Raw genomic sequence first — 15,877 nt, 5'->3', positions numbered from 1 at the left:
CCGCTGAACGCACGTACCCCGGCGCCGGGAGCAGCACCGGGGTACGGGGGGCCTGGACGGGTCAGCCGACCGGGGTCGGGGTGGACTCGGGCGCCGGGGCGTTCTCCGCGTGCCAGTCCGCCGTGTCGGCCAGCGGCTTCTCCTTCAGGACGAAGGCGAGGACGAGGCCGACGGCGAAGACGGGGAGCAGGTACAGGAAGATCGGGACCAGCGCCTCCTGGTAGGAGTTGACGACCGTCTCGCGCAGGTCCGCCGGCAGCGCCCGTACCAGCGCGGGTGTCAGCGAGTCGCTGTCCCCCACCTTGGCGGCGGCCTCCGCCGGGATGCTCGCGGCGAGCTGATCGGTGAGCCGGCTCGCGAACACCGCGCCGACGACGGCCGTGCCGAGCGTCGCCCCGATCTCCCGGAAGAAGTTGTTCGCGGAGGTGGCCGTGCCGACCTCGCTCGCCGGGAAGTCGTTCTGCACGGCGAGCACGAGCGTCTGCATCATCAGACCGACGCCGGCGCCCGCGAGACCGACGTAGACGCAGACCAGCCACACCGGGTCGGAGACGTCGAGGGTCGACATCAGGTAGGCGACGAGCATGATGATGACCGTGCCGGCGATCGGGTAGATCTTGTACTTGCCGGTCTTGGACATGATGGCGCCGGACGGCAGTGCCGTGGCCATGATGCCGACGACCATGGGGATCAGCAGCAGTCCGGACTCCGTGGCGGACTTCCCGTAGACCATCTGCAGGTACGTGGGCATGTAGCCGACGATCGCGAACATGCCGAGGCCGATCACGATCATGCCGAGCAGGGTCGCCACGTTGAAGATCGGGCTGCGGAACAGGTGGAGCGGGATGACCGGCTCCTTCGCGCGCTTCTCGGCGACGAAGAAGAGCACCCAGGCGACGACCGCGCCGGCGCCGAGACCGATGACCAGCGGGTCGGACCACTCGTACTGGGTGCCGCCCCAGCTGGCGAACAGGACGGTGCAGGTGACGGCGGCGGCCATGAGTACGGTGCCGAGGTAGTCGAGCGTGACCTGGACGGCCTTGCGCGGCAGCTTGATGGCGACGGCGGCGACGAAGAAGGCGAGGACGCCGAGCGGCAGGTTGATCCAGAACGCCCAGCGCCAGGAGTGCTCGTCGGTGAACCAGCCGCCGAGCAGCGGCCCGACCACGGAGGAGAGGCCGAACACGGCGCCCATCGGGGCCATGTACTTGGCGCGCTCGCGCGGCGGCACCAGGTCGGCGATGATCGCCTGCGAGGTGATCATGAGGCCACCGCCGCCGAGGCCCTGGAGGGCGCGGCCCGCGATGAGCGTGCCCATGTTCTCGGCGAGGCCGCAGACCACGGAACCGACCAGGAACAGGGCTATGCCGGTGAGGAAGATGTTCTTGCGGCCCATGAGGTCGCCGAGCTTGCCGTAGACGGGCATGCCGACGGTGGCCGCGAGGATGTACGCGGTGGTGATCCACGCCATGTGCTCGATGCCGTTGAGCTCGCCGACGATGGTCGGCAGGGCGGTCGAGACGATGGTCTGGTCGAGGGCGCCGAGCAGCATCGTCAGCATCAGCGCGGCGAAGATGAGGCCGAAGTTGGCCGGCTTGGCGATGCTCTCGTCGGCCGCCGCGGCGGCTGCCTCGTCGATGCCCTCAGGTGCGGGGGCGTGCGTCATTGCGGGGTTCTCCGATGGATGAGGGTCGTGCGGACGGCCCGTTCGAAGTCCCGGGTTCGAGGTCCGGGTTCGAAGTTCGACGTGCGAAGGACCGTGTGTGGCGTGGTGAGAGCGGTCGCCGGCCACGGGTACTGGTGTTCGGGGAGGGGGTTCGTGGGTGACCGCACGGGGGAACCGGTCACGCGGGCGGGGCCGTTACTGCACGGCGGCCCGCCCGAACAGGGCGCGCAGCGCCGTGAACGCCCCGCGGACGGAGGCGGCCGGGCCCGCGCTGTGGTCGCTCTGCTGCGACCACCGTTTGAGCCCGCTGCGGACGGTCGCCATGGCGAGGCCCGCGAGCAGTTCCGCGTCCGCGCCGTCGGCGGGGGTGCCGGTGCGCAGCGCGATGACGCCGGCGAGATCGCGCTCGACGGCCTCGCACTGGGCGAGGAACGTGGCGAGCACCGAGGGCACGCCCTCGGCGATCCGCAGGATGTCCTCCAGCTCCCGGGGGCTGGGGGCCGCCTCCTGGAGATGGTCGGCGAGCACGTCGCCGAGGTCGCGCAGCACGGCGTCGGTGTCCCGGCCCGGCCCCTCGGCGAAGCGGTCGGCGAGGGGGGCGGGCAGGGCGCCGGGCAGGGCGAAGAGCGCGGCTTCCTTGCTGGGGAAGTAGTTGAAGAAGGTGCGGGGCGAGACCCCGACCTCGGTGCTGATCATCTCGACCGTGACCTTCGCGAACCCCAGTTCGCGCACCAGGCGCAGGGTGGCGGCGTGCAGGTCGGCGCGCGTCTGGCGGCGCCGGCGTGCGCGCAGCCCCTCGGCGGGGGCGCTGGGACGGTGGTCGGTCGTGGTCACGGCCGAGATTCTTGCACACCGTGCAAACTTGCGGTCACTGCACCCCCGGGCCCCCCTCCGGGCGCGCCTCCCGACCCTCCCCGGAGTCCGACCCCTGGCCCTCCCCTGAGTCCGACTCCGGGGCCACCTCGGCCCCCTCCCGCGCGACCCGGCGCAGCACCGCGTCGAGCCCGGTGCTCAGCTGGTCCTCGCCCTCCCGCTCGGCCATGAGCGGGGCGAGTTCGCGCAGCCTGGGCAGTTCGCGGGCCGGGAGGCGGTGCAGCCCGAGGCGGAACGCGGGGTCGGGTTCGTCGGGGTCCTCGTCCATGGCGCGGAGCTCGACGATGAGCCAGCCGAGCAGCCAGGCGGTGAAGGCGCGGTGCAGCCGGACCGCCTTCGCACCGTCGAGGCCGGCGTCGACGAGCAGCCCGAGGATCCGCTCGTCGGCGCGCAGGACGGCGAGCGGGCGCCGGGCGAGCGGGGTGGAGAGCAGGCGGGTGGCGAGCAGCGGCACGACGTTGGGGTGGCGCAGGGCGACGACGTGGGCGGCGCGGGCGATCCGGTCGAGTTCGGCGCGCCAGCCGCGCCGGACGGGTTCGGCGTCGAGCGCGGCCTCCAGTTCACCGAAGAAGGCCTCGACGAGTCCGTCGAGGAGGGCGCCCTTGCCGTCGGCGTAGCGGTACAGGGCCATGGCCTCGACGCCCAGCTCGGCGCCGAGGCCGCGCATGCTCAGCCCCTCCAGCCCGTCCCGGTCGACGACCTCCAGGGCGGCGGCGAGGACTCGCTCCCGGTTCAGGCGGCCGTACTTGCCTCGGTCGGAGGCGCGGCGGGCGGGGGGATCTCCCCCGCCGTCCGAGGATCGTGCGGAGCCCTTCGGCATGACGCGCTCCCTTCACCCGGGCCTCGTGCCGCCCTGGTCCCGATTTTCTCCCGGGCCCCACTTGACCCAGCTCCACCATAGGCGCAAAGTCGTACATATACGTCGTAAACATACGGCGTCCGCGTACAGCGCAGGAAGGTGCGGCCATGACGCACCACGAGCCGGTTCCGGCGATCGTCCCCACCGGGGACCTGTGCGAGGTCGCGGCCCACCTGTCGCGCATCTCGGACGGGAACGTGGTGCGGGTGGCTCCCGAGGGCCCCTACTTCGGCCAGCCCTGCCGGATGCGCAGAGTTCTGCCGACGACCTTCACCCACGCTCTCCCTCGCCGGGACCGCACCGCCCTGCTCCTCCTCAGCATCGGCTGGCTGGTGAGCCTCGCCTGGTTCTGGATCTGGTGGCTGCGCCCTGAGCACCGGGCGAGCTGGCCGGGCCTGATCGTGAACAGCGCACTACTGGCCTACCTCACCGGCCTGCCGGCCTACTTCTTCGCCACGGCTCTGCGGCTGCGCCGCGTGAACCCGACGCTCGCGATTCCCTCGCTGCCGGTCGCGTTCGTCGTCACGCGGGCTCCCTCGGAGCCGTGGCCTTCCGCACGCCGCACCCTCGAGGCCATGCTCGATCAGCGCTTCCCGCACTCCTACGACGTGTGGCTGTGCGACGAGGCGCCGACCCGAGAGATCGTCGAGTGGTGCCACGCCAACGGGGTGCGGATCTCCTCGCGCCAGGGCCTGGGCTCCTATCACCGCCGGACCTGGCCGCGCCGCACCCGCTGCAAGGAAGGCAACCTCGCCTACTTCTACGACCACTGGGGCTATGCGGACTACGCGGTCGTCGCCCAACTCGACGTCGACCACGTCCCCGAACCCGACTACCTCGCCGAGATGGTGCGGCCGTTCGCCGATCCCGCCATCGGATATGTGGCGGCGCCCAGCATCTGCGACGCGAACAGTGCCGACTCCTGGTCCGCGCGCGGCCGGCTGCACCGCGAAGCCGTGTGGCACGGCGCGGTACAGCTGGGGCACAGCGACGGACTCGCCCCGATGTGCATCGGCTCTCACTACGCCGTTCGCACCCGCGCCCTGCGGGACATCGGCGGCCTCGGTCCGGAGCTTGCCGAGGACTTCTCGACCACCTACCTGCTCAACTCGGCGGGCTGGCCCGGAGCGTTCGCAATCGATGCCGAAGCGCACGGAGACGGGCCGCTGACCTTCGCGGACATGGTCACGCAGGAGTACCAGTGGTCGCGGAGCCTGACGACGATGATGCTCGGGCTGATGCCGCGGCATCTGGGCAGGCTGCCCGCGACGCTGCGGCTGCGCTTCGCGTACGCGCTGGGCTACTACCCGCTCCTCGGGCTGATGATCGTGGCCGGACTCGTGCTGCCCCCGGTCGCCGTGATCACCGGCATGGCCTGGATGAACATCGACTACTTCCAGTTCCTGTTTCACCTCTGGCTGATGGCGGTCTGTCCGATCACGGCCCTGTGGCTGCTGCGCCGGCGCCGGCTGCTGCGGCCTCGGCTGGTCCCACTGCTGAGCTGGGAGGTCTGGCTGTTCGGCCTGGCGAGCGGGCCCTTCGTCATCGCTGGCCTGATCGGCGCGGTGCGCCAGCGGGTCCGGCCCCGCCAGGTCACTTTCAAGGTCACGCCCAAGCACATGTCCGGGCCACGCCCTCTGCCCGCCAAATTGACCGTGCCGTTCGCCGTTCTCGGCACCGCCCTGGCCGCAGTCGCCGTGTACGGCGAGCTGGCAAGTCCCGCCGTCGGCTACGTCTTCCTGTGCCTGGCCGCCGGCGCGACGTACGCGATGGTCGCGCTCGCAGTGCCGCTGCTGCACGCGAGCGAGACCGCTCGCACGACCGGGGTGTCGCTGCGCGCGGCGCTCGCCACGGCGCGCGTCTCTCTCCTTGCGGGGGTCCCCGCGGCTCTGGTCGCCTTGACCGGCGTCGTCCTCTTCCCGGCCTACGTGGCCGCCGTCCTCGGCTGGTGAGCTCCGTGTCCGAACGCCCCAGCGCCCCCTCCACCGTCCTCGTCACAGGCGGCGCCGGCTTCATCGGCAGCCACGCCTGTGTCGAACTCCTCGACCACGGCTACGAGGTGATCGTCGTCGACGACTACTCCAACAGCAGCCCGCGCGTGTTCGCACGGGTCGAACGGATCGCCGGCCGCTTCGTCGGCGCCGTCTATGAACTGGACATCCGTGATCGGCGCGCCCTCTCGGCCGTATTCGACCGTCACCCAGTGGACGCCGTCGTGCACTTCGCCGCGCACAAGGCCGTGGGCGAGTCGACACGGATGCCCGTCACCTATTACGACGTCAACGTCGGCGGAACCACGGCGCTGCTGCACGTCATGGCCGAACACGGCGTGCGCAGCCTGGTGTTCTCCTCCTCCTGCTCCGTGTACGGAGAAGCGGGCGAAGGCCCCCTGGACGAGGACACACCGCACCGGCCGACCAATCCGTACGCGTCGTCGAAGGCGCTGTGCGAGGCGGTCCTCGCCGACGTCTGCCGCACCGACCCGCGCTGGACGGTGCTCTGCCTGCGCTACTTCAACCCGGCGGGCGCGCACCCCAGCGGCCTGCTCGGCGAGGACCCGCACGGCACCCCGGACAACCTCTTCCCCTATCTCGCCCAGGTCGGCGTCGGCAGACGGCCCCGGCTGCGGGTGTTCGGCGCCGACTGGCCGACCCCGGACGGCACCGCGATCCGCGACTACCTGCATGTGATGGACACCGTGGAGGCGCACCGGGTCGCCCTCGACCGGCTGGCCGACAGCTCCGGCATGACGGTGTTCAACCTCGGCCGGGGGCAAGGGAGTTCGGTCCTCGACGTGCTCGCCGCCTTCGAGCGGGCGAGCGGACGCACGATCCCCCACGAGATCACGGAGCGCCGCGCGGGCGACGTGGCCGCGCTCGTGGCGGACGCGGGCGCGGTGGCGCGCGCCTGGGGCTGGCGCCCCACCCGGGACCTGGCCGACATGTGCCGGGACGCCTGGCGTTTCCAGCAGCTCAATCCCGACGGCCTCCAGGGCGAGCCCCGGCGGCCGGGCACCACCAAGCAGTACGAAGGAGCGGGACCATGCGGATGACGGTCATCGGCACGGGATACGTCGGCACGGTGCACGCGGCGTGCATGGCGGACATCGGGCACGAGGTGCTCGGCATCGACATCGACGCCGAGCGGGTCGCGTCCCTGGCGGCGGGCCGTGCCCCGCTGCACGAAGAAGGCCTCGACCCGCTGCTCGCGCGCGGCGTCGCGTCCGGACGGCTGCGATTCTCCACCTCGCTCACCGAGGCGGCACGCTTCGCCGACCTGCACTTCGTGTGCGTGGGCACTCCGCAGCGCCGCGACGGCGAGGGCTGCGACCTGCGCTTCGTCGACGCCGTGATCGAGGAGCTCGGGCCGCCGCTGCGGCAGGGCGCCCTGGTCGTCGGCAAGTCGACGGTGCCGGTCGGCACGGCCGCCCGGCTGCAGCGCCGGCTCACGGAGCTCGCGCCGGGCACGGAGGTGGCCTGGAACCCGGAGTTCCTCCGGGAGGGCGCCGCGGTGGCCGACACGATGCGTCCCGAGCGACTGGTGCTCGGCACGTCCTCGGCGTGGGCGGACGAGGTGCTGCGCGAGGTGTACGCGCCGATGCTGCGGGCCGGGGTGCCGGTGTTCTCCGCGGACACGGCCACGGCCGAGCTGGTCAAGGTCGCCTCGAACGCCTTCCTCGCCACGAAGATCTCCTTCGTCAACGCGATGGCCGAGGTGTGCGACGCGGCCGGCGCCGATGTGACCGTACTGGCCCGCGCGATGGGCGCGGACACCCGGATCGGGCCGCGCTTCCTGGAGCCGGGCCTCGGCTTCGGCGGCAGCTGCTTCCCCAAGGACATCCGCGCGTTCGCGACCCGGGCCGAGGAGATCGGTGCCGGTCCCGCCGTCGCGTTCCTGCACGAGGTCGACCGGATCAACACCCGGCAGCGCACCCGCACCGTGGACCGGGCCCGGGCGCTGCTGGGCGGCGACTTCACCGGCCGCCGGATAGGCGTCCTCGGTGCCGCGTTCAAGCCCGGCAGCGACGACGTACGCGACTCGCCGGCCCTCACCGTCGCGGCGGCCGCCGCGGCCGAGGGCGCGACGGTGCGCGTCCACGACCCGCAGGCCCTCGACAACGCCCGTACCGTGCGCCCCGAGCTGACGTACGCGCTGGACGTGCCGAAGGCCTGCGAGGGCGCGGACCTGGTACTGCATCTGACGCAGTGGCCGGAGTACCGCGCCCTGTCCCCCGCGGCTCTGGCCGCGGTCGTCCGCACCCCGCTGATCCTCGACGCCCGCAACTGCCTGGACGGGCGGGCGTGGGGTGCGGGCGGCTGGACGTACCACGCACTCGGCCGTCCGGCACCGGCCACCGGAGGTGTGTCATGAAAGTGGTGGTCACGGGAGGCGGCGGTTTCCTCGGCTCCCATCTGTGCGAGGCCCTGCTGTACCGGGGCGACACCGTGTGGTGCCTGGACAACTTCTGCACGGGCGCCCCGAAGAACGTCACGCATCTGCTGCCCGAGCCGCGCTTCCGGCTCGTGTCCTGCGACGTGACCGAGCCGTTCGACGTGCCGGGCCCCGTGCACGCGGTGGCCCACCTGGCGAGCCCCGCCTCGCCGCCCGACTATCACCGGCTGCCCCTCGAGACGCTGTCGGTGGGCAGCCGGGGCACGGAGAACGCGCTGCGGTTCGCGCTGCGCCGCGGCGCCCGGTTCCTGCTGGCGTCGACGAGCGAGGCGTACGGCGACCCGGAGGTGCACCCGCAGCCGGAGGACTACTGGGGCCATGTGAACCCGGTGGGCCCGCGCAGCGTGTACGACGAGGCGAAGCGATACGCGGAGGCGCTGACGACGGCCTACCGCCGCTCGCTCGGCGCCAACACGGGCATCGTGCGGATCTTCAACACGTACGGTCCGCGGATGCGCCCGCACGACGGCCGCGTCGTCTCCACGTTCCTGCGACAGGCCCTCGCCGAACGGCCCCTCACCGTTTTCGGGGACGGCTCCCAGACCCGTAGCTTCTGTTACGTGGACGATCTCGTACGCGGTCTGACCGCGATGCTCGACAGCTGTTCCGAGGGCCCGGTGAACCTGGGCAACCCGGGTGAGTTCACGGTGCGGGAGCTGGCCGATCTGGTGCTGAAGGTGACGGGTTCGCCGTCGTCTGTCGAGTACCGGCCGCTGCCCGTGGACGATCCGTGCCGGCGCCGCCCCGTCATCGACCGGGCACGCGCTGAGCTCGGCTGGAGCCCGACGGTCCCGCTGGAGGAAGGACTGCGCCGCACCGTGGCGTGGTCCAGGTCCCGCGCGGCGGACCGGCCGGCGACCGCCGACCCGGACCGCAAGCCTGTGCAGGTGTGATGAAGATGCGTGGCGTGGTCATTGCCCTGGTGCTGGGCCTGGCCCTCCTGGCAGTGGGCTGTGTCGCCACACCGCACTACGTGCCTCCGACGCACACCTACTACCTGTCCCCGGACGGCGACGACGACGCCGCGGGCACATCACCGGACACGGCGTGGCGCACCCCGGCACGCGCAGATCACGTCGGGCTCGTCCCCGGCGACCGGCTGCTGTTGAAGGGCGGCGCGCACTTCCACGGCGCGCTCACCGTAGGTCCGCGCGAGGCCGGGGATCCCGGCCGACCTGTCGTCATCGGCTCCTACGGCACCGGGCGTGCCACGCTCTCCTCGTCCGACGCACCCGCCGTGTCGGTACGCAACACGGGAGGTCTCGAGATACGGGGCCTGATATTGCGCGGCTCGGGCTCAGCCCGGAAACACGACCCCGGGATACTGCTGTACAGCGACCTGCGGAACGGCGACCGGCCTTCGGGCATCCGCATCCGGGACGTCGACGTGGCAGGGTTCCGCATCGGCGTCGCCATCGGCGCGTCGTCGCACGGAGTGGGCTTCAGCGAGGTGACCGTCGACCGTACTCTGCTGCACAGCAACAAGGATGCTGGGTTCTTGTCCTACGGGCCCGACTTCAAGCCTCAGGCGGCGGCCTACGCGCACAGGGGGCTGACGCTCACAGATGTGGCTGCCTACGACAACACAGGCGATCCCAGAGCCCACGACCGGCACACGGGCGACGGCATCGTCGTGGGTGCCGTGCGCGGTGCGACGCTGCGCCACGTCGAGGCCCACGACAACGGAGGGCGTGCGGCCGACGACGCCCCGGAGGGGCCTGCCGGTGTCTGGGCGTACGACTCGACGCAGGTCGTCGTCGAGCACAGCGCCGCCTACCGCAACCACACCGGCTCGAGCGTGGACGGGGCCGGCTTCGGCCTCGACTCAAACGTGTCCGACTCCGCACTTCGCCGGAACCTGGCCTTCGGCAACGACGGTCCGGGCTTCTACACCTATCAGCGCTGGGAGAACGGCGGCCACACCCGGAACACCATCAGCGACAACATCAGCGCCGACGACGGCCGCGGGTTGCCGCAGCTCGGTTCGATCGCCGTGTACGGCATCGACCTCAGGGAATTGGCTGTCGTCCGTAACACCGTGCTCGTGTCGCGTGCCCCGAAGGGGCCCGGACCCGCACTGCGGATCCAGCCTGGCGAGCACGGTGTCCAGATCCGCGACAACCTGTTCGTCACAGCCGGCGCGCCGATCGTGATGGGCGATGCGGACCTGAAGCCCGCGAACGTCGTACTGCAGGGCAACGCCTACCGCGCAGCACACGGCACCTGGCAGGTCCGCTGGGGCGAGCACACGTACGACTCCCTGGCCTCCTGGCGCGCCGCCGACGGCCAGGAGAGCGTCGAAGGACACCCCACCGGACTCACCGTCGACCCGTGCCTGAAGGGCGGCCCCCTCCCCCGGATCCGGTCCGTCGCGGACGCCGACCTGGCGACACCGACCTGCACCTCGCTCGCCGGAGAAGGCCTCGCGCTGCCGCTGCCCGCGGGGGCCCCGCAGCCCGGCGACGCCGACTACTTCGGGCGCACGCCGAGCGGAGGACCGCAGGTGGGAGCGGTCGTACCGCGCTGAGATGCAGGCCGCGCGGGCCCGTGCCTACGATCGAATCGGAGCGAGGCCCAGGATCGACTGCGTGAACGCAACCCGGTGTCCCCGACGCGGGGAGGCGTGTATCCAGTGCTGCGAGCTCATCGGCTGATGGCCTTCTACACCGCCTTCGCGGTGGCCGCCACCATCGTGTACCTGACCGTTCCGGCCGCGTACACGCCGGTGTGGGCGGCGATCGGCCTCTCCTCCGCCGGCGCGGTCCTCCTCGGGGTCCGCATGCACCGTCCCGCGCACCGCTGGCCCTGGTACGTGCTCGCGGGGGCGCTCCTCACGTTCACCGCCGGCGACACGTACTACAGCGTCCTCGTCCAGTACCTCGACGCGACCGTGCCCTTCCCGTCCCCCTCGGACGCCTTCTACCTGCTGACGTATCCGTTGCTCGCGCTCGGCCTGTACGGGCTGGCGCGCTACCGGTGGGCGGGGCACGATCTGCCCGCGCTGCTCGACGCGTTGCTGCTCACGGCGGGGCTCGCGCTGCCGGTGTGGGTGTTCCTCGTCCAGCCGCTGACGCGGACCGAGAACATGACCTGGGTGCAGCGCGCGGTGAGTCTCGCGTATCCGCTGGGCGATGTGCTCGTGCTCCTCCTGCTCGCGCGTCTGGTCGCCGCGGGGCCGGGGGCGCGGGGCAACCGGTCGCTGCAACTGCTCCTCGTCGGGACGCTGGCGCTGCTCGGCGTCGACGTCACGTACGGCATCCTGCGGCTGAACGGCGCCTGGGAGGCGGGCACGGCGCTCGACGTGGGCTGGATCGTGTTCCACGCCGCGTGGGCGCTCGCCGCGCTGCACCCGTCGATGGCCGAGCTGACGGCGCTGCGCCCGCGCGAGCCGTCGCTGCTGCCGGCCCGGCCGCGCCTGGTGATGCTGGGGCTCGCGACGCTCAGCGCTCCCGTGGTCCTGCTGCACGAGGCGCTGTCCGGGGGGACGCGGGACGGCGCGGCGATCGCGGCGTTCAGCGGCCTGATGTTCCTGCTCGTGCTGCTGCGGCTCGGCGGCATGGTCGTGGCGCACCGGACGGCGGTGGCGCGCGAGCAGACGCTGCGGACGGCGACGGCGGCACTGGTGGCGGCGCAGCGCCCGCAGGACATCGAAGCGGCCTGCGACCGTGCGGTGAGCACGCTGTTCGGGCCGGACGCCGCGCACGCCTCGGCGCTCGTGCCGGCGGTGCCGGACGCCGGTCCCGACTCCTGGCCCGCGGCGACCCGCGTCGTGTCCGTGGCGGATCTCGGCCCCGCGGCCGCCGCCCGGCTGCGGGGCCTGGACACCGCGCTGGCCTGTCCGATGGTGCCGCCGGACCGGCCGCCCGGCGGTGATCTGCCGGGCCTGCTGGTCGCGGCGGGGCCCCTCAAGCGGCTCACCGAGATCCGGGGGCCGCTGGAGAGCCTCGCCGCGCACGCGGGGCTCGCGATGGAGCGGATCGGCCTGCGCGAGGAGATCAGCCGCAGGGAGAGCGAGGCGTACTTCCGGACGCTGGTGAGCAACGCGTCGGACGTGATCCTCATCGTCGACGACGACAACACGGTCCGGTACGCGAGCCCGTCGGCGCGGGCCGTGTTCGGCGGGACGGAGCCGACCGGCTCCGTGCTGCCCGACCTGGTGGGCCGGCGCGACCGGGAGCGGGCGCGGCAGGCGCTGGACGCGCTGCGGGCCGAGGGGGCGCCGGAGACGCACGACCACTGGTGGGTGACCCGGGACAGCGGGCGCACCGAGGTCGAGGTGCGGTGCAGCGACCTGCGCGGCGATCCGACGGTGGCGGGCATCGTCGTGACGCTGCGCGACGTGACGGAGCAGCGTCAGCTGGAGCAGGAGCTGACACAGCGTGCCTTCCACGACGCGCTGACGGGTCTGCCGAACCGCACGCTGCTGCTGGAGCGGGTGGAGCGCGCGCTGCTGCGCGGCCGTCGCGAACCGGCGCTGACCTGCCTGCTCTTCATCGACCTCGACGACTTCAAGATGGTCAACGACACGCTCGGGCATCCGGCGGGCGATCTGCTCCTGATGGCGGTCGGCGAGCGGCTGTCGGGCACGCTGCGGCGCACGGACACGGCGGCCCGGCTGGGCGGCGACGAGTTCGCGGTGCTGATGGAGGACGCCCGTGAGCCGGTCGACGCGGAGCTGCTCGCGGCCCAGATCCTGCAGACGCTCAGCCGTCCGGTACGGCTCCTGGAGGACTCGGTGAGCGTGTCCGCGAGCGTCGGCGTGGCGACGGCCCTGGACAGTGCGAACGCGGACGAGCTGCTGCAGCACGCCGACCTGGCGCTGTACGCGGCCAAGGCGGCGGGCAAGCGGCAGTGGCGCCGTTTCCGGCCGCCGCTGCACGACCGTGTGGTGCGCCGGCACGAGTTGCAGGAGCGGATGGACGCGATCGTCGGCAACGGCGGGTTCGCGCTGCGCTACCAGCCGGTGGTGGACCTGGCGACGGAGGAGGTGGTCGGATTCGAGGCGCTGTTGCGCTGGCCGGATGATCCGCGCGGCACGGTGCCCACGGAGCAGTTCGTCGCCCTGGCCGAGGAGACCGGGCAGATCGCTTCGCTGGGCGCGTGGGTGCTGCGCAACGCGGCGGCGGGCGCGGCCCGCTTGCAGGCGACGACCTCGGGGCCGGCCCCGTACATCAGCGTGAACGTGTCGGCGCGGCAGTTCCGCGAGGCGGACTTCGTGGATCAGGTGCGGGCGGCGCTCGACACGCCGGGGTTGCGGCCCGGGTCGCTCCAACTGGAGCTGACGGAGACCGTGTTGATGCGGCGGGACAAGCAGATCGACGCGGTGGTCCAGCGGGTGAAGGACCTCGGGGTGCGGATCGCGGTGGACGACTTCGGCACCGGCTTCTCGGGGCTGCGCTATCTGCGGGAGTTCCCCGTCGACGTCCTGAAGATCGACAAGTCCTATGTCGACGACATCACCGTGGACACGCGGCAGTTCGCCCTGGTGGAGGGCATCGTACGGATCGCGCGCACGCTCGGTCTCGACGTCATCGCGGAAGGCATCGAGACGCCGGAGCAGTGGGCGCTGCTGACCTCCATGGACTGCCGGTTCGGGCAGGGCTTCCTCTTCGCTCGGCCGCTGGTGCCGGATCAGGCCGCCGCGCTGCTCGACGGCCCGGCGCCTGGGCGCCGGCCCTGAGCCGCCGGGGCGGGGCCGGACAGCGCCAGGGCGGTGCCGACGAGCGCGAGATGGGCGGCGGCGCTCGGGGCGTTGCCGAGGGGGCTGCCGGTGCCGGGGTCCCAGCGTTCGGCGAACAGGCCCACGTCGTTGCGGGCGGCCAGGATCCGCTCGAACGAGGCCAGCGCCGCGGTCCGGTGTCCGGCGCCGGCGAGGACTCGGACCCGCAGCAGTCCGTCGGTGACGGTGGGGGCGGGGTCGTCGTGCGCGGTGGCGAGGGCGCGGCGCACCCGGGGGTCGGCGGCGGGCAGCAGTCCGGCCTCGGGCATCGACAGGGCGGTCCGGGGCGGCAGCAGGGGTGCCTCGACGAGGCGGCGCCGGATCGTGTCGCGCAGGACGGCGCTGCCCGCGTCGGTGCCGCGGCCGAGCCGGCCCGCGATGCGCAGGCCCCGGTCGAGGGCCACCCACGTCATGAGGTCGGCGGGGCCCGGCGGGGGCGCGGCGGTCCACAGGAGTCCGGCGTGCCGGGTCAGCTCGGCCGCGAGCCGCCCGGAGTCGAGGCCGCCGGTCAGGCCCGCGCACAGGGCGAGGTGCAGGGCGTCGAGGACCTCGCCGTGCGCGGCCGTGCGCAGCGCGCCGGCGGGGTCGGTGCCGAAGCGGACGGGGCGCTCCGGCGGGCGCCCGGGGAACCAGGGCGCGGCGACGCTGCGCAGTCGGCGCTCTCCCGCGGGCCCGTAGACGTCCTGGAGCGCGGCGGGGTCGCCCGCGGTGGTGCGCAGGAGCCAGTCGACGCGGTGGGCGGCCTCGGCGCGCAGGCCGCAGCGGATCAGGGTGGCGAGGTCGGGGCGCAGGCCGTCGAGGCGGCAGACGCGGCCGTCGCCGTCGTGGGCGCCGTCGGGGCCGTGCGGCAGGGAGGTGGTGGGGGCGGCGAGGACGGCGCCGGTGGGGGCGTGGGTGAGCGCCTTCCAGGTGATCAGGGAGCGCAGGACGGCGGGGCGCCAGGGGCCGTCGTAGGCGCAGTGGGCGGCCCAGCGGCGCCAGAAGGCGAGGGTCTCCTTGAGCTGGGTGCGGGCGGGCACGGCGAGCTCGGGCGGGGGTTCGGTCAGGTGCGAGGGCGCCCAGACGAGGGTGACGGCGCAGCGCTGGCCCGGTGCGAGGGCTGCGTCGAAGCCGAGGGCGGCGCCGTCCGGGTCGGGGGTCTCGCGGACGGGGCCGTCGGCGCGGACCCAGACGGCGTCGGGTCCGGCGAGGGCGACGGTGCAGGGGTCCTGGCGCAGCATCCAGGGGACGACGCGTCCTTGGTGGAAGCGGAGCCGCAGCAGTCCGTGCACGGGCACGGTGCCGGTGAGTCCTTCGACGCAGCGGACGAGGCAGGGGCGGGTGGCGCGCGGGGGCATGAAGTCGGTGATCCGGACGGCGCCGTCGGGGGTCCGCCAGACCGTGTCGAGGACGAGGGTGTCGGGCCGGTAGGCGCGCTCCGCGCGGGCGCGGGGGTCGGCGGGAGCCAGCCGCCACACGCCGTGGTCCGGGGTGCCGAGGAGCGCGGCGCAGGCGGCGGGCGAGTCGAAGCGGGGCAGGCAGAGCCAGTCGACGGACCCGTCGCCGCCGACCAGCGCGGCGGTCTCCAGGTCCCCGAGGAGGGCGTGGTCCGCGATCTGGAGGTCCATGATCGGAACTACGCCGTCGTACACGAGCCGCACTTCCAGGATAGGCTCATATGTCCGTATTGCGACCCCCTTGCGGGACGCGATCCACGGCCCGCAAGAAGCACGACCGACGACGGACTGGATCTGCCGATGCGCGCTCGTCACCTCACGGCGGCCACCACGGCCGCCCTCGCCCTGGCCGCTCTCACCGTCCCGGCCGCCACGGCCTCGACGCGGGCCGCGCCCGCCGCCGACCTCCCGCGCTGCGCCGAGAAGGACCTGACGCTGCGGGCCGACCCGTCCGACGACGACGGTGACGTGCTCAAGCTCCGGCTGCGCAACGATTCGGGCAAGCCCTGCCTGGTCGACCGCGTCCCCACGGTCACGTACGGGGATCTCGACGGGGCGGCGCTGCCGCTGCCCGCCGTGCCGCACGCGGGACGCACGCTCGCCGCGCACGCCACCGTGTACGCGGAGGTCCGCTCGGTGTCCGACTCGGACGACGCCGAGCAGGAGGTGCGGACGGTCATGTACGTGACGGTGACCGCCGTACCGGAGCACGACGGCAGCCGCTTCCAGGCGCTGACGCTCGGGGCGCCGGCCGGGGTGCGGGTCTGGGAGCCGGTGACGACCCTGTGGCAGTCGTCGGCGAAGCAGGCGGCGAAGGTGCTCTACGAACAGACGACGGGCCGGAGTCAGTTCGAAGCCTGACTCCGGCCCGC

Annotated in this window: 11 protein-coding genes; 7 read left to right on the top strand and 4 right to left on the bottom strand. The window is 73.0% G+C overall.

Annotation, left to right across the window (positions count from 1 at the left end):
• Window positions 1–61: 61 nt before the first annotated feature.
• From IAG42_RS32675 to IAG42_RS32665, 3 genes are all read right to left on the bottom strand, one after another.
• Window positions 62–1,666, bottom strand: coding sequence for an MDR family MFS transporter (locus IAG42_RS32675; RefSeq protein WP_188340560.1), 1,605 nt, complete (start codon window positions 1,664–1,666; stop codon window positions 62–64).
• Window positions 1,667–1,861: 195 nt separating this feature from the next.
• Entirely contained in the window at window positions 1,862–2,500 is a 639-nt protein-coding gene (locus IAG42_RS32670; protein ID WP_188340559.1) for a TetR/AcrR family transcriptional regulator, read from the bottom strand.
• 34 nt (window positions 2,501–2,534) lie between these two features.
• Window positions 2,535–3,359 carry a TetR/AcrR family transcriptional regulator gene (locus IAG42_RS32665; protein ID WP_188340558.1) on the bottom strand — a complete coding sequence of 275 codons (825 nt, stop codon included), beginning with the start codon at window positions 3,357–3,359 and terminating at the stop codon, window positions 2,535–2,537.
• Between the two features lie 146 nt (window positions 3,360–3,505).
• On the opposite strand from IAG42_RS32665, the gene IAG42_RS32660 reads away from it, so the two are divergent.
• From IAG42_RS32660 to IAG42_RS32635, 6 genes are all read left to right on the top strand, one after another.
• Window positions 3,506–5,350, top strand: coding sequence for a glycosyltransferase family 2 protein (locus IAG42_RS32660; RefSeq protein WP_188340557.1), 1,845 nt, complete (start codon window positions 3,506–3,508; stop codon window positions 5,348–5,350).
• Window positions 5,351–5,355: 5 nt separating this feature from the next.
• Complete coding sequence (gene galE / locus IAG42_RS32655) at window positions 5,356–6,450, top strand: UDP-glucose 4-epimerase GalE (protein WP_188340556.1); 1,095 nt, start codon at window positions 5,356–5,358, stop codon at window positions 6,448–6,450.
• Window positions 6,441–7,769: a UDP-glucose dehydrogenase family protein gene (locus IAG42_RS32650; RefSeq protein ID WP_188340555.1), complete on the top strand. Its 1,329-nt coding sequence runs from the start codon at window positions 6,441–6,443 to the stop codon at window positions 7,767–7,769. The genes galE and IAG42_RS32650 overlap by 10 nt, the downstream gene beginning before the upstream one ends.
• The gene (locus IAG42_RS32645) at window positions 7,766–8,743 is read left to right on the top strand and encodes a UDP-glucuronic acid decarboxylase family protein (RefSeq protein ID WP_188340554.1); all 978 of its coding nucleotides are present in this window, start codon (window positions 7,766–7,768) and stop codon (window positions 8,741–8,743) included. The genes IAG42_RS32650 and IAG42_RS32645 overlap by 4 nt, the downstream gene beginning before the upstream one ends.
• 5 nt (window positions 8,744–8,748) lie before the next feature.
• Window positions 8,749–10,377, top strand: a complete 1,629-nt coding sequence (locus IAG42_RS32640; protein ID WP_188340553.1) for a right-handed parallel beta-helix repeat-containing protein — start codon at window positions 8,749–8,751, stop codon at window positions 10,375–10,377.
• Between the two features lie 126 nt (window positions 10,378–10,503).
• Window positions 10,504–13,530 (top strand): putative bifunctional diguanylate cyclase/phosphodiesterase, encoded by a 3,027-nt coding sequence (locus tag IAG42_RS32635; protein WP_188340552.1) that lies wholly within the window; start codon window positions 10,504–10,506, stop codon window positions 13,528–13,530.
• Here IAG42_RS32635 and IAG42_RS32630 read toward each other — a convergent pair.
• A complete protein-coding gene (locus tag IAG42_RS32630; RefSeq protein WP_188340551.1) occupies window positions 13,482–15,176 on the bottom strand; it encodes a glycoside hydrolase family 15 protein in 1,695 nt (564 codons plus the stop codon). The genes IAG42_RS32635 and IAG42_RS32630 overlap by 49 nt on opposite strands.
• A gap of 129 nt (window positions 15,177–15,305) precedes the next feature.
• Here IAG42_RS32630 and IAG42_RS32625 point away from each other — a divergent pair, with 129 nt between their 5' ends.
• The gene (locus IAG42_RS32625; RefSeq protein ID WP_188340550.1) at window positions 15,306–15,866 is read left to right on the top strand and encodes a DUF4232 domain-containing protein; all 561 of its coding nucleotides are present in this window, start codon (window positions 15,306–15,308) and stop codon (window positions 15,864–15,866) included.
• The last annotated feature ends 11 nt before the right edge of the window (window positions 15,867–15,877 follow it).

The sequence above is a fragment of the Streptomyces xanthii genome, from assembly GCF_014621695.1.
Taxonomy (GTDB): Bacteria; Actinomycetota; Actinomycetes; order Streptomycetales; family Streptomycetaceae; genus Streptomyces; species Streptomyces xanthii.
This window is presented reverse-complemented; position numbering and strand designations above follow the sequence as displayed.

Coding starts and splice junctions, on each gene's coding strand:
- IAG42_RS32675 (WP_188340560.1), bottom strand. CDS start 1,666: ATGACGCACGCCCCCGCACCTGAGGGCATCGACGAGGCAGCCGCCGCG.
- IAG42_RS32665 (WP_188340558.1), bottom strand. CDS start 3,359: ATGCCGAAGGGCTCCGCACGATCCTCGGACGGCGGGGGAGATCCCCCC.
- IAG42_RS32660 (WP_188340557.1), top strand. CDS start 3,506: ATGACGCACCACGAGCCGGTTCCGGCGATCGTCCCCACCGGGGACCTG.
- IAG42_RS32650 (WP_188340555.1), top strand. CDS start 6,441: ATGCGGATGACGGTCATCGGCACGGGATACGTCGGCACGGTGCACGCG.
- IAG42_RS32645 (WP_188340554.1), top strand. CDS start 7,766: ATGAAAGTGGTGGTCACGGGAGGCGGCGGTTTCCTCGGCTCCCATCTG.
- IAG42_RS32640 (WP_188340553.1), top strand. CDS start 8,749: ATGCGTGGCGTGGTCATTGCCCTGGTGCTGGGCCTGGCCCTCCTGGCA.
- IAG42_RS32635 (WP_188340552.1), top strand. CDS start 10,504: ATGGCCTTCTACACCGCCTTCGCGGTGGCCGCCACCATCGTGTACCTG.
- IAG42_RS32630 (WP_188340551.1), bottom strand. CDS start 15,176: ATGGACCTCCAGATCGCGGACCACGCCCTCCTCGGGGACCTGGAGACC.
- IAG42_RS32625 (WP_188340550.1), top strand. CDS start 15,306: ATGCGCGCTCGTCACCTCACGGCGGCCACCACGGCCGCCCTCGCCCTG.